Annotated in this window: 19 protein-coding genes and 2 pseudogenes; 9 read left to right on the forward strand and 12 right to left on the reverse strand. The window is 59.1% G+C overall.

Going from position 1 to position 16,531, the window contains the following annotated elements:
• From EN742_RS06565 to EN742_RS06585, 5 genes are all read right to left on the reverse strand, one after another.
• The coding region (locus EN742_RS06565) for a class I SAM-dependent methyltransferase (RefSeq protein WP_148670040.1) at positions 1-452 on the reverse strand (452 nt) is incomplete at its 3' end.
• On the reverse strand, positions 427-1,482 hold the full coding sequence (locus EN742_RS06570; protein ID WP_127420344.1) for a glycosyltransferase family 2 protein: 1,056 nt from the start codon (positions 1,480-1,482) through the stop codon (positions 427-429). The genes EN742_RS06565 and EN742_RS06570, both read right to left, overlap by 26 nt.
• 629 nt (positions 1,483-2,111) lie before the next feature.
• On the reverse strand, positions 2,112-2,993 hold the full coding sequence (locus tag EN742_RS06575; RefSeq protein WP_128332581.1) for a DUF3618 domain-containing protein: 882 nt from the start codon (positions 2,991-2,993) through the stop codon (positions 2,112-2,114).
• Positions 2,990-3,385, reverse strand: coding sequence for a phage holin family protein (locus tag EN742_RS06580; protein WP_126056291.1), 396 nt, complete (start codon positions 3,383-3,385; stop codon positions 2,990-2,992). Before EN742_RS06580 ends, EN742_RS06575 begins: the two co-directional genes overlap by 4 nt.
• The gene (locus EN742_RS06585) at positions 3,382-4,002 is read right to left on the reverse strand and encodes a hypothetical protein (RefSeq protein WP_189375211.1); all 621 of its coding nucleotides are present in this window, start codon (positions 4,000-4,002) and stop codon (positions 3,382-3,384) included. Before EN742_RS06585 ends, EN742_RS06580 begins: the two co-directional genes overlap by 4 nt.
• 452 nt (positions 4,003-4,454) lie before the next feature.
• On the opposite strand from EN742_RS06585, the gene EN742_RS06595 reads away from it, so the two are divergent.
• Together EN742_RS06595 and EN742_RS06600 are read left to right on the forward strand one after the other, a co-directional pair.
• On the forward strand, positions 4,455-4,781 hold the full coding sequence (locus tag EN742_RS06595; RefSeq protein ID WP_127405970.1) for a low affinity iron permease family protein: 327 nt from the start codon (positions 4,455-4,457) through the stop codon (positions 4,779-4,781).
• Between the two features lie 189 nt (positions 4,782-4,970).
• Positions 4,971-5,264, forward strand: a complete 294-nt coding sequence (locus tag EN742_RS06600) for a hypothetical protein (RefSeq protein ID WP_127405968.1) — start codon at positions 4,971-4,973, stop codon at positions 5,262-5,264.
• A gap of 20 nt (positions 5,265-5,284) precedes the next feature.
• Here EN742_RS06600 and EN742_RS06605 read toward each other — a convergent pair whose 3' ends face one another.
• Positions 5,285-6,157: a hypothetical protein gene (locus EN742_RS06605; protein ID WP_128332582.1), complete on the reverse strand. Its 873-nt coding sequence runs from the start codon at positions 6,155-6,157 to the stop codon at positions 5,285-5,287.
• Between the two features lie 297 nt (positions 6,158-6,454).
• On the opposite strand from EN742_RS06605, the pseudogene EN742_RS06610 reads away from it, so the two are divergent.
• Positions 6,455-6,959 (forward strand): annotated as a pseudogene (locus EN742_RS06610) (exodeoxyribonuclease III); the annotation flags it as partial.
• Positions 6,960-7,032: 73 nt separating this feature from the next.
• On the opposite strand, the gene EN742_RS06615 reads toward EN742_RS06610, so the two are convergent.
• The 3 genes from EN742_RS06615 to EN742_RS06625 all read right to left on the reverse strand — a co-directional run bounded on the left by EN742_RS06615 (position 7,033) and on the right by EN742_RS06625 (position 9,754).
• Positions 7,033-8,550 (reverse strand): FAD-dependent oxidoreductase, encoded by a 1,518-nt coding sequence (locus tag EN742_RS06615; RefSeq protein ID WP_128332583.1) that lies wholly within the window; start codon positions 8,548-8,550, stop codon positions 7,033-7,035.
• A 3-nt stretch (positions 8,551-8,553) separates the two neighbouring features.
• The gene (locus EN742_RS06620; protein WP_126056296.1) at positions 8,554-8,868 is read right to left on the reverse strand and encodes a hypothetical protein; all 315 of its coding nucleotides are present in this window, start codon (positions 8,866-8,868) and stop codon (positions 8,554-8,556) included.
• Positions 8,869-8,929: 61 nt separating this feature from the next.
• Complete coding sequence (locus EN742_RS06625; RefSeq protein ID WP_128332584.1) at positions 8,930-9,754, reverse strand: Ku protein; 825 nt, start codon at positions 9,752-9,754, stop codon at positions 8,930-8,932.
• A gap of 796 nt (positions 9,755-10,550) precedes the next feature.
• Between EN742_RS06625 and EN742_RS39190 the strand changes: the two genes are divergently transcribed.
• From EN742_RS39190 to EN742_RS06650, 4 genes and pseudogenes are all read left to right on the forward strand, one after another.
• The gene (locus EN742_RS39190) at positions 10,551-10,907 is read left to right on the forward strand and encodes a hypothetical protein (RefSeq protein ID WP_245455596.1); all 357 of its coding nucleotides are present in this window, start codon (positions 10,551-10,553) and stop codon (positions 10,905-10,907) included.
• Positions 10,908-11,942: 1,035 nt separating this feature from the next.
• Positions 11,943-12,017 (forward strand): annotated as a pseudogene (locus EN742_RS39195) (KGG domain-containing protein); the annotation flags it as partial.
• A 66-nt stretch (positions 12,018-12,083) separates the two neighbouring features.
• Entirely contained in the window at positions 12,084-12,590 is a 507-nt protein-coding gene (locus tag EN742_RS06645; protein ID WP_128332585.1) for a ferritin-like domain-containing protein, read from the forward strand.
• Positions 12,591-12,861: 271 nt separating this feature from the next.
• On the forward strand, positions 12,862-13,050 hold the full coding sequence (locus EN742_RS06650) for a DUF3606 domain-containing protein (RefSeq protein ID WP_126056301.1): 189 nt from the start codon (positions 12,862-12,864) through the stop codon (positions 13,048-13,050).
• Positions 13,051-13,975: 925 nt separating this feature from the next.
• On the opposite strand, the gene EN742_RS06655 is transcribed toward EN742_RS06650, so the two are convergent.
• The 3 genes from EN742_RS06655 to EN742_RS37900 all read right to left on the reverse strand — a co-directional run bounded on the left by EN742_RS06655 (position 13,976) and on the right by EN742_RS37900 (position 14,875).
• Positions 13,976-14,299, reverse strand: a complete 324-nt coding sequence (locus EN742_RS06655; protein WP_126056302.1) for a hypothetical protein — start codon at positions 14,297-14,299, stop codon at positions 13,976-13,978.
• 91 nt (positions 14,300-14,390) lie between these two features.
• On the reverse strand, positions 14,391-14,705 hold the full coding sequence (locus EN742_RS06660; RefSeq protein ID WP_126056303.1) for a DUF982 domain-containing protein: 315 nt from the start codon (positions 14,703-14,705) through the stop codon (positions 14,391-14,393).
• On the reverse strand, positions 14,702-14,875 hold the full coding sequence (locus tag EN742_RS37900; RefSeq protein WP_189375215.1) for a hypothetical protein: 174 nt from the start codon (positions 14,873-14,875) through the stop codon (positions 14,702-14,704). Before EN742_RS37900 ends, EN742_RS06660 begins: the two co-directional genes overlap by 4 nt.
• Positions 14,876-15,017: 142 nt before the next feature.
• Here EN742_RS37900 and EN742_RS06665 point away from each other — a divergent pair, with 142 nt between their 5' ends.
• Both EN742_RS06665 and EN742_RS06670 read left to right on the forward strand, forming a co-directional pair.
• Positions 15,018-15,386, forward strand: a complete 369-nt coding sequence (locus tag EN742_RS06665; protein WP_128332586.1) for a low affinity iron permease family protein — start codon at positions 15,018-15,020, stop codon at positions 15,384-15,386.
• A gap of 449 nt (positions 15,387-15,835) precedes the next feature.
• Entirely contained in the window at positions 15,836-16,474 is a 639-nt protein-coding gene (locus tag EN742_RS06670) for a DUF6766 family protein (RefSeq protein WP_128332587.1), read from the forward strand.
• Positions 16,475-16,531 lie beyond the last annotated feature (57 nt).

The following is a 16,531-nucleotide window of genomic DNA, read 5'->3' on the forward strand; positions in this document are numbered from 1 at the left end:
ATGATGCAGGCGACGCCGCCCTGCCGCAGGACACGCCTCATCTCATGGAAAAAATTGGGCCGAGAAGCGGGCGGCACGTGGTGGACGACGCAACTGGCGAAGGCCAGGTCGAAGGCGCCGTCTTGGTAAGGCAGGCGATCCGTGGTGCAGGCGGTGTAGGCGATATGCGGGTTGTCGCGGCGGGCACGCGCGAGCGATTTCTGCGAGACGTCGCAGCCGTCAAGACGATCAAAGGCGCCATCGAGATAGGGATGGAGCGCGCCGACACCGCAGCCCACATCGAGCCCGCGCACGTCCGCGCCGCCCTGGCGAAGGCACCGCTCGCCGACCAGGCGCCGCAAAAGGTCGGCCTTGGCGGCGAGGAAGAAGTCATGCTGTAGGCCGGAGAACCGGATCGAGCCTTCAACCACCTCGCCGTAGCTGGCGTCATAGCTGTCGAAGTGTTCGGACATCAGCGGGAACCCGGTTCTCTGCCTTGCGAAACGATGCCCGCCGCTCGCCCGAGGCGACGCGCACCGAGCGATTAAAGCCGGTCAGCCTTTCAATCACGTAGAGGGGTCGGCGTTTGACTTCGGCATGGATGCTGCCGACGTAAAGCCCGACCACGCCCGTCATGAAAAGATTGATGCCGCAGAGCAGCGACACTATCACCACGGTCGAAGTCCAGCCGGCTATGACGCCCGCCTGAAAGAGCCAGGCAAAGGTAGCGTAAGCCCCGAACAACACGGCAAGGGCTGAAATGGCCAATCCCGCCCAAAGCGCCAGACGCAGCGGTTTCTCCGAGAAGCCGATGATGCCGTGGAGCGCGAGATGCAGCATCTTCCAGAACGGGTATTTGGTCTCGCCCAGCGTGCGCGCCGGTCGCTCGAAGGGGACCGCCGCCTGTTTGAAGCCCATCCAGCCGAACATGCCCCTGACGAAGCGGTCGTGCTCCGGCATGCATTTGAAGGTCTCCAGCGCCTTGCGGCCGACCAGGCGGAAGTCGCCGACATCGCGCGGAATGTCGACCGGGGTCATCTTCTCCAGCAGGCGGTAGAAGAGGCTCGCTGACAAACGCTTGAACCAGGATTCACCCTGTCGTCTGGTGCGCCTTGCATAGACGATCTCGAAGCCTTCCTTCCACTTCGCCACCAAGTCGAGAACTACTTCCGGGGGATCTTGCAGATCGGCATCCATGACGATGACGGCCTCGCCCGCCGCCGCCTCCATGCCGGCCGTGATGGCGATCTGGTGTCCGAAGTTGCGGGAAAACTCGATCAGCCGGAAGCTCGGCTCGGCGGCGACCACGCGCCGAAGGTATTTCACGCTTCCGTCGAGGCTTCCATCGTCGACGAAGATGACCTCGGTCTCTGCGTCCAGTTGATCCACCAGCAGGTTAATTCTCTCGACCAGCCGGGGCAGCACCTCTTCCTCATTGTAGATCGGCAGCACTAATGAGTAGCGCGGGCACTGCACGTTCACGCGCGTCCGAATGCCCTGCATCACAGCGTCTCGCATGCGGTTGAAAATGGAACACTCGCCACAAAGTTCCAAAGGTCTATCAGAAATCGCTAATTTGCCGACCTTCCGGGATCAGCCAATGATTTCAACCGGCCAGCCGGCCCTCGCAGTGCTCGACCGCTCGGAAGATCGCCTCGTAAACACTGCCAATTTCCTCATGTATTTCGTGGATCGGAACGCCCTCGATAAAGGCGGCCGAGCGGGGTCTGTCCCTAGTTCAAGCCAACTAGTTTCAAAAGGTCAAGGAACGCCTGATGCGCCAAACCAGCTGAACCGTCAGCTAAACTATGGCTCAGCCGCTGTCTAAAGCTTGACCGCCGGTTCCCGTCCCCAAAGACGCAATTTCCGGCAGGATTGATCGGCGGATCAAACCTCGGCCTGCGTTCTCGCATTTCAACGTGCTTCAGCTTCGTTGGAAGGCGCAAAATACTCGTCATTCCGCTCCTAGGCCTCAGCTTGGCGCGGCTCGTCGAACCAAATATTTACGCGGTCGCAAGCGCCCTGAACACTGCGCGCGCCATGGAGACGTTGGAGGGTCTGAACCCGACGAGGCCGGCAATGGTTTCCCATCGACCGGCCATATGCCCTTCCCCGCGCAACCCGCTCGTTGTCTATGGTTTGTCGGCCTCCGACAAGCGCTCGCGAACTGCTTCCTCGGTGTTGTCGGCTGTCGATCTCACCACCTTGCCGAGTTTGCTCATCACCGTGCCAGACGAACCATCGGAGCTCTGTCGGGCAGCCTCCTCCTTGATTGCGCCATAAGCCTCGGCCGCAACCTCCTTCGCCTGTTCGACGCCTTGATCGAGAACCTTCTCCGCATTGTCGCGAAGTTTCTGGCTGTAGCCGCCAAGCACCTCGTCTTCCGTATCCGTGTGTGGCAGCATTGCGCCGATAGCAGTTCCCACCACCAGGCCGACCGCGGCGACGGCCAGCGGTTCGCTCTGCAAGAGATCCTGCATCGGCCGCCCCATCCGCACCGCGCCGGACCTCACTCCAGCGGCCGTGCCTGACAGTGTGTCTCTGGCGTCGTTTGCAATACCGGAAGCGGCGTCGGCTACACCGCTCGCGGTGGAAACAATTGAGTGTGTGACGCCGGAAAGTTGGGAAGTTTGTTCTGTCGTGCTCGGTCGGGAATCAGCTCCCTGGCTCCCTTGCCAATCATAGTCAGATTCGGCGTTCCGACTACCGCGCTCGCGAGCAGCCGAACTGCCAGAACCGAGAAGATCACTTAGGTCATCGGCCGATGGACCCTTACCGAACATCAGCCAGGCCAAGCCGGCACCGACCATGGTAACCGGCAGCGGGTTGTCTCGGACCTGTGTCCTGAGGTTATCGAGCATCGAGGAGAAATCGCCTCCCGCAAACGTTCCGGTGAACTCATCGATCAATTGACCCGGGGTCATCTTGTGGCGGATCGAATCCGCCGTGTCCGTCAATTTTGCGCGCGCGATGTCAGCATCGCGTTCGAGCTCGGCTGCAGATTTGTCGTTCATCTCAACTGTTCCTTGATCACGCGCGCGTCGCGCTTGAGTTGGTCTTGAGTGCGGTCGGGAGTCAGTTCGGAAACCGTCATGCCAGCCATGCCGTTGCGCAAAAGAGTGACGCCAAGCAGGGCGACGATGACGCCGACCAGCAGTGAAGACCATCCCGCGCCCAGCCCTGCGCTCGCCAAAGCGATCACCAGAGCCTGCAGCAGCACCAGCAAGGCGGCCAGGAGGCAGATCGCGCCTCCCAGAATCTCGACAGCGCCGGCGCCAGCCTTGCTTGCCTTCTCCGAAATTTCGGCCCGCAACAGCCTGCCCTCAGCCTGCAACAAGGTTGTCACTTGCTGCGCGAGCTCGCTGACGAGCGTGGCCAAGCTTCGGGTGTCGTGAGCGTTGCTCATGGTTTCTCCTCCAGGTTGGGACGCCAATCGTGGGCCTGCGTGGTGCGGGAGGGTTGGTCAGATTGGTCTCCGGAGCCAGCCGCAGCCGAGTGGTGCGAACGCGAGTTGGAATCGCCGGACAGTCTTCCATCCGAAGCCGTGCGGCGAGACGGCGGCGAGCTTTTGATGAAACGCCCAAGAGCCACGCCGGCCAGCACAGAACCGGCTAGCAACGCACCCGAATTTTCGCGGCCGAACGATTGGATTTCGCCAAGCACATCCTTGAACGGCCTGTCTTTCAAGGATGTGGAGAGACGTTCCAGTCCGCCAGCGGCATCGAGCGCGAACTTCGATGCGGCCTGCTGTTTGTTATTGGCCAGATGGTCGCTCGCCGCGCGCAGCGCTCCACCAAGGGACTTCAAGTCGGCACAGATGTCGCGCTGCGCATCTTCCGCCTTCTCGTAAAGAGCCTGCTTCGCCTCCGAACCGTAGTCGCCGGCCATTCGGGTGAGTTCGTCGCGAGCGTCGTGCAATATCTCGCTGGCGCCCTGCGTTTCTTGCTTGAGCCTGTCGGTTAATTCGCCTTTGGCTGTTTCGAAATCGGCCGTCACACGGCCATGATTGTCTTCGCCCCGCATGGGTGCCTCCTAGTGGAATCCGAGGAAGGATAGGATCGCAAGCACGACGACGATCAGGCCGATTAGATAAATGACACCGTTCATGACGCATCCTCCTACATGCAATACGAACCTCGACGACGGCATCATGTTCCACCGAGGCTCAATCTTTCTCGATCGGTAATCGTCGTTGAGAGCTGGGTAGTTGAAGGCGGGCTGGGCCCCAGAAAAATCAGTGTTGCAAGGCCTTGATCGAAAGCTGGAAGGCATCGCAAGGCGGGAAGGCAGCGTCTCGTTCAAGAATCCAGAAGAGCTGTCAGAGAAATTGTGGGGGAGCCAACTCCGGTGCGACAAACCTATAGCGATAGAAATCTTGCCGCCGCCTGGTCGACATATGCGAATGAATAGCTTGGACTGATCTCCGAGACACGAGGCCTCGCTGGAACATGCGTCAAAGTCGAAAGTTCTTGCTGATGGCAAATCACCCAAACATGAGCGTGCTAACCTCGATCGGCAACTTGACCTCACGTCCCGCAGCCTTCCTGGTGTTGTTGGCTTATTCCATTCTTTGGATGGTTTTCGACCGGCAAAGTTTGAATTGGCATGGGGCGGCTACCCTCGTCACCTGGGCCATGACGCTGTTCATCCAGCGAGCAGAGCATCGCGACACACAGGCAATCCATGCGAAGCTGGCTGAAATGTTGCGATCAAATAACTCGGCTTCGAACATCACCCGAATTGAAGATCAGGAACCTGAGGAAATCGAAAAGCATCGCGTCCGCAAACAGCAGGGAGATTGACGTGCGGCCTTCTGGTCTCGCGGCAGTGCTGGCAGGCGGAAAACCGCGCGGGTTCGATCGAGGGTTCGCACGCTTGCTGAAGTGTCTGAGCTATGTGGGCGTTGCGATGATCGCTATTTGGTTGGTGGCGGATCACCTTCCTGGAACGCTACGCCGTCCTAAGCATTGCATGGGAACAGGAGATGTCCCATGCCCACTTTCCGCTTCGAGACGGTCCAACTCGGCAAGACCAAGATAGTCGAGGAGGAGCTCTCCAGCGCCGATCTGGCCAGCCCGAGAGCGCTGGAAATGGCTCACGCCGCCCTCGTGGCCGAGGACCCCGCCGGCGCTGCCCAATCGGGCTCGAGCATCAAGGTCTACGATGAGGCAGGCTATCTGGTGGCGACCGTCAATTTTTCCGATGTAGTGCGTGATATTCCTGGACTGCGCTCCTCCAGCAGTAAGGCACCTGGCGAAGAGCCCGGTGTCATGCGTTCGGGTTGAGCAATTCGAAGAACCAAGAGTCAGCGAACCCTGCTGAGCTCGCGACTGTGTTTTCTGCGCTCCATGCTGCGGGCGTTTTGACGAGCAACTCTTAGTTCGGGAAGTGTCGGCTGCCACCAGCCCCTTGAACGTTCGTGCGCTCCTGGCGGACTGCGTGCGGGCCATGTCCTGACCAGTTCGGACAGCGTGGCCGAACGCCACCTGCCCCAGATGTAGTCGGCGTTTGCGCACGCCGCGTTTGGATAGGAGGCCGTCAAATCACGCGCCTCGACGAGTTCGCCGGACACTTCGTTAAAAACGACAATGCCATATTGTTCTGTCGCAACCGGCTTACCCACAGGCGGTAAATGTTCAGCTGGCAGTGGATAGCGACGACGCCGGCGTTCGGCATTCCGCAGTCGAGCGACCTTGTCACCTTCAGAGTTTTTGGCAGCGTCTCGTCGTCGCTTCCTTTCTTCGGGTTCGGCCTGTTGGGCAGCCTTTTCGATTCTGGGCCAACGGCGTCGTAGCTCCTCAAAAGAACGGAACGGCACTCGCCAGGCCCGCAATTCCTCGTCCCAACTTGCCCAGGGAACTGTTCGCAGTTCCTCGATAACCGTCTTCGAATACGGCGTTCGAATACGGAGGTCGTCGGACACCTCCAGGTATGGGCTTGATATTGGATCAAAGGCGAAGGCGTCGCGTCCTTTGCTGTCGCCGTGAATGGCCAGCATTGCTGCCTCTTTTGCCAGCCAACGGTCGATCCGGCCGGTGGCTGTCTTTCCGGGGACGAACCAGCTCTTGCGCTCGTCGCTCCACCTCGCTCGCGGAAAAGCCTGTCGGAACCGCTCGACGGCCATCCTGTCGAAGGGAAAGCGCGCTTCGGCACCGGGAGTTTGCGGCTCTTGTGGCATGGGACTAGCGTCCGATTTTTGACCTCATGCGGGGGGACGTTCCATGCATTGAACGCTGGCCGAGCCAGTAGGTTCACGAACTTCAAACGATCCTGCGGCACTCGAGGACAAGTGTAGCCGCACGTATGCATGCTCTGCGAAGCGCGGTGAAACCTTCCCCACATTCGGCGGTTAACTCCGAAGCCCATGCCGAGACGCGATGAAACGGGGACAGCGCCCACGCGGCCGAGAAAACCTCGTTCTCGTCCGCTGAAAGGCGCGGACGCAGAGGTGAAACATATCGTGGGCTGAGGGAAGGAGCCGGCGGAACGTCGACGCGGCCTGCCTGGCGATCCTGACGATACTCACAGCCGCTATATCGAGGCCGAGGTGGATGGGCTTGTCGTTGGCTGCCTCTATTTGCCCAACGGCAACCCAGCGCCGGGCCCAAAGTTCGACTACAAGCTTCGGTGGTTCAACCGCCTGGCCAGCTACGCGCGGCTGTTGTCGTCCCAACTGCGATCGATGCGGCGGTGCCGAGACGATGGCTAGGCGACGCCGTCTACTTTCCGGAAAGTCGGCAGGCCTACGCCAACATGCTTGAGTGCGGTTGGCTCGATGCCATCCGGCGCATCCATCCCGAGAAGGGCATCTGCACCTACTGGAACTTTTCCTTCAGGGGTGGTTTCGATAGAAGCTCAGGCCTCCGGATGGACCATCTTCTCATCAGCTTTCGAAGGCTACGTGACGCCGGCGTCGATGCTGAGTTGCGCGGTGGGAAAAGCCAAGCGATCATGCACCAGCTTGGGTCCAACTCGATTGATAACGGCGGCACGCCGACAGCAAGGATGACCTAGCTTTGGCAAAGCGGCACAGACGCAGCCGCGCAGGCGGTGCTAGCTCAGCCCTCGGATCGCTGGTCCGTTGAGCACCGCGCCATCCGGCGCGAATTGGGAGCCGTGGCACGGACAATCCCAGCACTGCTCGGTAGAATTCCAGTGCACGATACAGCCGAGATGGCTGCAGCTTGCTGAATGCGTGTGCAGCTTGCCGTCGCGGTCGCGGCACACGGCGAGCTTGCTCAGGCCGTCGTGAATAACGCCCCCTTCCCCGGACTTGAGGTCCTCGGCCGACTTGACTTGTCCGGGCAGCAGATATTCGGCAAAGTTCTTCACCGCCGTGAGGTTCTCGCTGAGATAGTTCGCAAAGGCCGCGGGCGGCGTCCTGTCGGGCGCATAGACGGCTTCCCAAGAATTCGAGCCCTTGACGACCAGGTCCCTGATCAACAGCCCGGCCAACGCTCCGTGCGTTATGCCCTGACCGGAATCTCCGGTGGCGACGAAGACGTTTTTGCTTCCGGGGCTCCTGCCGATGAAGCCGCAATAGTCAATCGTGTCGAGGACCTGACCAGACCATCTCGCCGTTTCACCGCCTAGATCGGGGACCAACGCCCTGATCCAGGCTTCGAGGGCGGCGAAGCGTGCATCGCCGTCATCCGCTTCGCCTGATTTGTGATCACGACCCCCGACTATGAGATAGTTGGTTTTGCCGGAGCCAGGATTGAGACGGACATAATAGTAAGGGTCGTCCATGTCCCAGTAGAGTGCGTCCGAAAGAAGTCGCTTGGTGATCTCGAAGGCCATCGCATAGGTGCGGTAGGGCGCCATCTTGCTGTGGATCTTGACCCAGGTGTTGATCGGGGAATTCGTAGCAAACACCGCGTTGGAGGCCATGATGGCGCCTCGCTCACATTTCAGGCGAACCTGATCGCCTTCCTCGATGTCGGTGACGGCGCTGTTGGCGAATGCCCTGCCGCCACGCTTCTCGAAATCCGCCAGGATAGCGCGAAGATATTTCAGCGGGTGGAAGGTGGCTTGATTGGGATAGCGCAAGACGGGCGCGGATTCATGGCCGTTGAGCGGAACCCCCTTGCTGCGCTCCACGATAGCGCCGACCTTGATCGCGGCGGCATACTCTTTGTCACATTGTTTGGCGGCTTCTTCATCATCCATCCACGCGGCCGGGAAAAGAAACCCATCCAGCCGCCGAAAATCGCAGTCGATCGCCAGGTTGCCGACAAGCTCTTCGATGCGGTCGACGGCGGCTTGCTGACTTTCCTGAAATCCGCGCGCCAGCTCTTCGCCGCGCATCTCCACCAGTGCCCCCAGGCCGTCGTCGCAGACGGGCGCCAAATGGGCGGTCGTGCGAGAGGTCATGCCGCCGAGCAAGGGGCCGCGATCCACGAGCACAACGTTGCGACCGGCCAGGACGAGCTCATAGGCGATCGAAACCCCTGCGATACCGGCGCCAACCACGGCCACGTCGCAGTGCTCGTCCTGTTGCAAGCGAGGAGCGGTAGGGAACTTGGTGTCAAGCATCCAAACGGATTTGGTCGCCTCGCCGCTGACGTTCATGACTCACTCTTTGACGTAAGCGCCTGGTCGGCGACCTGCCTTGGGCGCCTTTGCATCTTTCGAATGTTCCGAGATGGCAGGACCGGCTCCAGACGTCTTTTCTGTTGCTGGACTCGGGGTCGCCTCTTTCCCTGGATTCTGGCGGGCGGACCGTTGGGGGCTGTCTTCCCCTTGACCGGCTGGCCTCGTCAGGCCGATCCCGCTCGGCGGCTTCTTGTTGCCCGCCGCATCTTGCGAGAAATCATCCGACGGGTCGGCGTCTTTCATTGCCGGATATTTTGTGGCACCCGTTTCGCGACGGTTTTCATCGCCTGTCATAGCTCAGTGCTCCTGAGATGAGGATCATGAGGATCAACCCGCTGATCAGCGGCAAGTTCCCTTATGCCGACTTGCGGGTTACCTTTGACTTGGGACCTGCTTTGATGCCTTCCTTGGCAAGGCTCTTGCGCAGCACCGACGCGAGGTCGACGACGTTCTCTTTAGGCCTTGGTGCCGGTTTCGGCGGCTTCTTGCCCTTGCGCTTTGCGTCGATCATTGCAACGAGCGCATCCTCGTAGGTGTCCTCGAATTTCGATGGATCGAATTTGGTCACCTTCTTGTCGATCAGCAGGCCGGCGATCTCGAGCAGGTCCTGATCATATTTAGGACTCTTCAGATCGTCGAAGACGGTCTTTTCCGGGATCATTTCGTCATGGGTGCGCAGCTCTGTAAGCAGCATGCCTTTGCCGAAGGGTTGAATCACCACTTCCCGCCCGCGCTGGTAAAGCACCATACAGGATCTGGCCGCTACGCGCTTTTTTGCCATGGCTTCTCGCAGCACCGAAAACGCTTCGACAGCCGCGCCATCGGCAGGGATGACGTAGTAAGGTTTTTCCAAATAACGCGTGTCGATGTCGTCGAGAGCAACGAATTCCTCGACCTCCAGGGTGTGGGCGGACGTCAGCTTGAGCTTTTTGATGTCGTCGGGCGGAACTTCGATGAATTCCCCCTTTTCGACCTCGTATCCCTTCGTCTGGTCTTCTGCCTCGACGATGTCGCCGGTCTCCTCATCGACGTAGGCGCTCTTTACCGGAAGACCGTCCTTCCGGTTGAGAATCTTGAAATGGATTTTCGAGGCTTCGCTGGTCGCGCCGACCAGCTTCACGCCGCAGGAGACCGAACCAACTTTCAGGAAGCCTTTCCAAACCGCCCGCGGCGCCGCCATTGTTGTTGCCTCGTTTTTCTGGAGCTCTACCGAAATACTCAGCAGCCGGAGAGGTTCCAAACCGCCGGTATTAGACTTGGCAGCCTCGCGAGGACAATGATCAAAACAGACATGGGATAGTGTGCCGACAATGCAGCACCAGCGATCAATTCGCGGCGGACTCAGCTTAGCAGCCTTCCGCCATCAGGGATCGCACCATGGGGACCACAACTGGATCGTAGGGGACTTTTTCGGTTCTGCTGTAGTTGATGGTGACGAGCGCGGCACGGAGTCATTGCAGACGGCAATGGCACGGACATATCGGATCTGGCCATTGTTGATGCCCGAGTAACTGGCCCATCGCGGCGTGACGCGCCGATACGTCAGCTTCCAGCCGGCCTTTTCGTCCTCAACCATCCGATGCTCGATCTCGGCCCGAAAACTGGCCTGGCGAGCCTAGCGCCCCACACGGCGAGAAAGGCTTCGTTTGCGCCCTGAAAAGCCGCCCCGGTCCGAGCGCTGGGTCAAGACAAAGCCTGGGGGCACATCGAATGTGAAGCCAAACTGCCTGACCCCGAAGGCTGACACGCTTGCGCCTGGAGAAGCGTGCTGAAAAATAGGATCGATACTAAACTCAGCAGAAAGCGATCATCGGCGTGATTAGCGCCGCCTTATATAGCGTCCAGACGGAACAAGGTCGCTGACAAGAAAAAAGTTTGCGCCTGAGGCTGTTGAAGATGGCGCGAGGGGTCACCGGGAAGGAAGTCGCCTATCCAGTGGGACGGGACAAGGCGGTGAATTAGGTCAGCTCGATTAAATGCCTGATGACGTCATCGGTTTTGACGGGCTTCACAAGACGCTGAACGCCAGAAAATTCGCTTGGGACAATGGTCCGGTCATATCCGGTGACGAATATGAACGGGATACCGTGCGCCTTCAATTCGACCGCGACGGCGAAGGTCGCGGCACCACCCAGCTTTATGTCAACCGTGGCGCATTCGACGTCCTCGCTGGCGATTTTCCTCGAAGCATCTTGAGGATTGGCCACCGGACCAATTATCCTGCCGCCAGCTTCCCTGATCGCCTCTTCGAGTTCGGCTGCGATCAGATACTCGTCCTCGACGACAAGGACCCTGCGTCCCTGCAGGGGCGCTGCCGGCTTGAATTGGCCTGAATTAATGGAAACGACAGAACATAACATCGACGCCCCCTTTTGGGTTGTCGGGTCACGAAGATAGCCTATACCTGTTGGGGGGATTTGCGAGTCATTTGGTGAGAACCGAATAGCCCGGCTGCTCAGCAGCATGACCGAGCGACAGGACCGGTGCCGGGCTATCCAGTAAAGCCCGTTGCAGGGGTTGGTTGGCAACGGGATTTTCGACATGGTACGCGTGATAGGCGGCGCAGTTCCCGACAATTTTAGACTTGGGGGCTGTCAACCTACGTCCATTTGAGGGGCGCCCGTTCCCTGTGCACTGCGCCTTGTCTGGACAAAGTCGCATATGAGGAGGGGGCGAGCCGCGCTCGCATGGAAAACCGGAACTGGGCCGTAGGCAACGCGTTGATCGGCAGTTGCGTGGGGTCGAGTGATGAGTGACCTTTGAGAGTTATCTGGGAAGAGGTGGCGAACTCCTCCCTGCGCTGACCAATCGGAAAAGAAGCCAAGCCGATGCCCTATCGGGCGATGCTCCACACTTCCCAAATGACCTGGAGCCAGTGATCCGGTCGCCTATAGTGCGGGTAATCCAATAAGTGCCGCTGTCGTGTTCGGTCAATCATTTCGACACCAAGCAGCTCGTTTTCCCTGATCCTAAAGGCGGTCGTTTTCAGCCACGCCGTCGAGTTACCGCTGTCTGATTACCGGTGGCCATAGATTCGAGCACAACCGTTCCCCGACCTCGGAGTGGGCGTGCAGGAATTGTGGCGGGCGGGCGCAGGGGGCGGCCGAGGCTGATTCCAAATCACGAAATATTTCCGTCGGAACAGAGCGCGAGGGCCACAGTTGAGTATGGTTAGGAAAAACTTACCAACAAGGCAGGAGAAGAACATGGCCAATCAAGGCGGAAATCGCGAACAGCATGTGAAGGCAGGACAGCAGAGCCGGAAAAACACCGGGGATGAGGATCGGCGCCGCGGCAGCGGCGGCGAGCAGCAGCGCGACGACGACAGGCGGGGTCAGCAGCAGGCCGATGACAAGCAACGCGGTGGCCAACAGCGCGGCGGCAGCGGCAACTTTGCTGACGACCGCGAGAAGGCTTCGGAAGCCGGTCGCAAAGGTGGTCAGTCTTGAGAGAGGAAGCGGCGCTCCCAGGCGCCGCTTCTTCTTAGCCATTCAGAAGGAGAAAACGCAATGCCGACGAAATCGGAAAACGGTTTGGAAACCCTGTTTGTGGATGGTCTGAAGGACCTCTATTACGCGGAAAAGAAGATCCTGAAGACATTGCCGAAGCTGGCGAAGGCCGCACAATCCGAACAGGTAGGCGCTGCATTCGAGAAACATCGGATGGAAACAGAACGCCAGGTAGAACGGCTCGAACAGGTTTTCGAGCAACTCGGCAAACCTGCCAGAGGCAAGACGTGTCGGGCCATCGACGGCATTCTGGAAGAAGGCTCGGAGATTCTCGAGGAGTATAAGGGGGCGCCCGCCCTCGATGCCGGCCTTGTAGGTGCCGCACAGTCGGTTGAGCATTATGAGATTGCCCGCTACGGGACGCTCATCGCCTGGGCGGAACAACTCGGCATGAAGGATGCCCTCCCGCTGTTGCGCGAAACCCTCAAAGAAGAGACGGCGACCGACGAAGCGCTCAGCGCTTTGGGCGAGAGCGATGCCAACGAGCGCGCCCTGCAAGCGGCCTGACCACCCTCGACAGCGGCTCCGGCGCTTGTCCGGAGCCGCATGGTGCTACGATGAACATACCGATGCCACCCAACCTCCCGATTGAACAACCAGCTAGTGTGATGTTACCGGCAGCATCGGCGGCCGAAGCCGTCTCGGAACGTCAACGATGCATAATGATCCTGCAGGAACGAGCGCGCGCCTTTGAACGACTAAAACTGTTCAATGTTTCACGCGCTCTGTCGTCAGTTGCTGAAGAGATAGCAACCGCTGACATCAGGAGGAAAATCTCATGACCGACGACAAGAGCAAACGTGACTATCACGACCGCGACCGCGTGTCGGGGGATGAAGAATACGAGGTAGGCTACCTCGCCAGCAGGTTCGGTCTAACGATCCCGGAGGTTCGCGAGCTTATCAGGAAGCACGGGAATGACCGCGGGACGCTGGAGCGCGCAGCCGAACAGCTCGGCAACAGGTAGATGGCCATCGACTTTGCAAAATGACCAAGCTTTCCGATCTAGGGCCGCCGATTACCGGCGCGCGACACGGCAGTCAGCCGGCTAGCGAAGGCGACCATTTTGTGTGCGGTCAAGCGGTCGGCTGGCGCGACCTGCGGCAAGTCATTTGGCATGAGCAGCCCAAACACCAGCGGTTGGATGTCGACTCCTAAGTGCCAGTCGGGTGTCAAGCCTAGGTCTTCTTCACAGGCTTCGGCTCAGTGGCTTGTTTTGCTTCGCGCAAATCCTTCAACCTTCTGGTCCTTTCAGCGCGCGCCGCTGCCTCCATCTTGATAATTTCACGCGCAGCCCTACTCGTTCGGTCTATTCGTTGGTCTAGTTCTGAATGGGTCTTTGCTGTCATCGTCATCCCAGGCGGCCACGGCCGCATCATATTGCACAAACGAAGCCCGCACCGGGAGGGACCGGTGCGGGCTCCATTTCGGGCTAGCTGCCCGAGGCGGCGCCACGGAGTTGTGATCTGGAATGCGCCGCCAACATGAAAACCGCGAGGCGGCCGCATTGTTCCGGCATGAAAAAGCCCGCGCTACGGAGGAACCGATAACGCGGGCCGGCTGATGTTTTTGCCCCACCAGCCTACGCCGAACTCCAAGCAGCCTCATCCGACGCAAGGGCCTAACTATTCGAACCCGCTAATGTTCCGAGCGCCCAGCCCGGAATCTTCCGGAACAGGGTCTCAGCCCGGGGATCACCGGAAATATCCTGATGTGGGGTGCCATGATAGCGCGGTGCTTTTTATTGCCCTATTGATCATTCTCACGTTCGGACCGCCTGCCGCGGGATCGTAGGAGCATGAGGGCCGCATGCGCGCGGCGTGAACAGCATATGGCTTTCGTGGCCGCCTGCGTTATCTAATCGATTGGAAATCCGCAGTGGCGTCGTGCGCTTAGCCCAATATGCCGGCCCTCTTTTCGTTATAGGGCTGCTTGAGTTCGCCCACCATTTTAGCAAGTTCTGAGAACGGCGGAATCTCGGTTTCCGACTGAGCCAAGTTAGCCAACTGAAGCAGTCTCAGCGGAAAACACACAGCATCGCGATTTGACGGGGACATATCCTCGTAAAGCCGTGCGTCGTCCAACAGCGAATCCTCGGCATGTTGTAGGGCGCTGTCAATTTCGTCGATCGAAAGAACTCCCTTGTGAACCAGGAGATTGTTGATTGACGCAACGGACATGAGAAGGCCTTCAAGTTGCAAGTTGGCGACGTTCATCAGGTTTTCCTCCCAGATCGCCGAAAAGGATTACAGCAGACCCTGTAGGGAGAAAACTGGGTTCAGGGAGAGATGTTCCCGGGAACGCGAATTAATCTCGGCTGGCATTGCCTTGGTCGGAACGGAGCAACATGCCAGCCTCCTTTGCCGCAGCTTCGAAGGCTTTGCGTATGACCTGCGGGTCGATTGGATCGCCCTCCAGAGCTGACAGGCAAAGGATCATTGCCTTGTGCCATCCGGGGCCCCGCTTCGACCACTTGACGAGTTGCTCGGCCGCTTCCTGGACGTGGTTAACTTCATAACGCCTGTCCGGCCGGCCCGCTTGCACATAGACCGGAGAATAGAAGCGCCGCCTTGCCAGCGTGTGATTGAGCCTGCCGGCCTTGCCGGGGAGCAGCGCGCTCATACCTGAGAATGGACGCCGCGAATTTCTTGCGCGACCGCCTTCAACGCCCTGGCTACCGGGAACATTTTCTTTCGCTCAAAATGTAAGGCCTGCATGTCGGCTATGTCGGCGCAGCGCTTGCGTTCCAAGCCGGCTTCTACCGCGGCTGGCTGAATTTGTGTCGCTTCCATGGTGACACTCTTCCTTCTAGAAACCCTCGGAAAACAAAACTCGGCAAGCGCGCAAAAGTTGCCGGAAATCGCGATCCTGATCGGGTGGGAACTGGTGCCCTAAACCAACGTTTGTTGCGCAGCATCATCCAAGGTTTGTGTCATGGAAAAGACGTTCAATCGAATGGCGGAAGTAGTTGCTCACGCCACAGGCAGGCCGTGGGCCTTCGCGCTTTGCTTGGGATCGGTTTTGACCTGGGCGGCCACAGGCCCAGTGTTTCAATACTCGGAGACCTGGCAACTGGCCATCAACACCGGAACCACCATCGTTACCTTTCTGATGGTCTTCTTGATTCAGAACACACAGAACCGCGATGGCGCCGCCATCCAGGCAAAGCTCGATGAGTTGATCCGGTCCGGCCAAGGCAAGAACGACTTTATCGGCATCGAGCATCTGACGGAGGAGGAGGTCGAAAAGTTCCGGACAGCGTGTGCCCAGGCCAAGCAAAGGAAACTGTCAGGAGATTTGTAGACTACGCGATTGCGAAGAAGCCGACGCGCGTCCTTCTCCGCGGTATCCCTGTGGCCGTGCAATCGCACCAGGCATGCGCTGGAACTTCATCTCTGGATGCACATTGAGCTGCAGGCGTGCGCATCAGCTAGGAGGCGCCCGCGTGGCCATATACACTAGATAAGCGGGGTTCATCCATGCAACTGGTTCGGACTGATGTCGGCGAGGCCATCGGGCACAATGGGCAGCCGGTCCTGCGCGTTTCGTTCTGTGGTGAGGGCGGCGAGCGAGTTAGCCTCGAACGCGGAGCCTCTTGCGGGCGATGCCGAGCTCCGCGCAATCGGTCGGGCCAAAGCGTTGCTAGTGCAGATCGCCACGTTTGATCGCGGCAGCATTGGCTTGGCGTGCCAATTCAGCGTCGGAAACGTTTATCTCGCTGACAGGCACAGATAACTGACTCAGGAGTCGTTTTGAGAGCCTTCTTTCGCAACAACGGGTTGACCATCGCTCTGGTCGCGATGTTCCTGTTTAGTGTGCTGGGCATGGTCTGGTCTGGCCAGGCTGCCAACAATGAGGAGCTGCGGGAGCACGGGGCGCCAGCTATCGGGCTGGTGGCATACCTGGAGAGCGGTGAGTTTCTCTCGGCCCTGTTCGAAAACTGGGAAAGCGAATTCCTGCAGATGTCGGCCTATGTGATGCTGACTGCGATGCTTTTTCAGCGCGGCTCAGCAGAATCCCGTAATCCCGTGGATCCGCATAGACCAAAGGACGAACTCGGCCTCGCGACCCGGAGGCGAAGGCCGATTTGGTCGTGGCTCTATTCCTACTCGCTGGGCATTGCTCTGGCCGTTCTGTTTATCGTCTCCTTTGCCCTCCACTGGTGGGGAAGCTTGGCGGCCGCAAACGAAGCAGCGCTCCGCCATGGGGAACAGCCTCAATCTCTGGCAGCCTATCTTCTCAACGCTCGGCTGTGGTTCGAATCCTTCCAGAACTGGCAGTCGGAATTCCTGTCTACGGCGGTCCTGGTTTTGCTTTCCATCTTCCTCCGACACAAGGGCTCCCCGGAATCGAAGCCGGTGAATGCGGCAAATTCCGACAAGGGTGAGTAGAAAGCGGGGCGATACTAACTGGTTCCCGAACAACCCGAGGCGGGGAGCGGGTGGAAA

Source organism: Mesorhizobium sp. M4A.F.Ca.ET.020.02.1.1 (genome assembly GCF_004022645.1).
Lineage (GTDB): Bacteria > Pseudomonadota > Alphaproteobacteria > Rhizobiales > Rhizobiaceae > Mesorhizobium.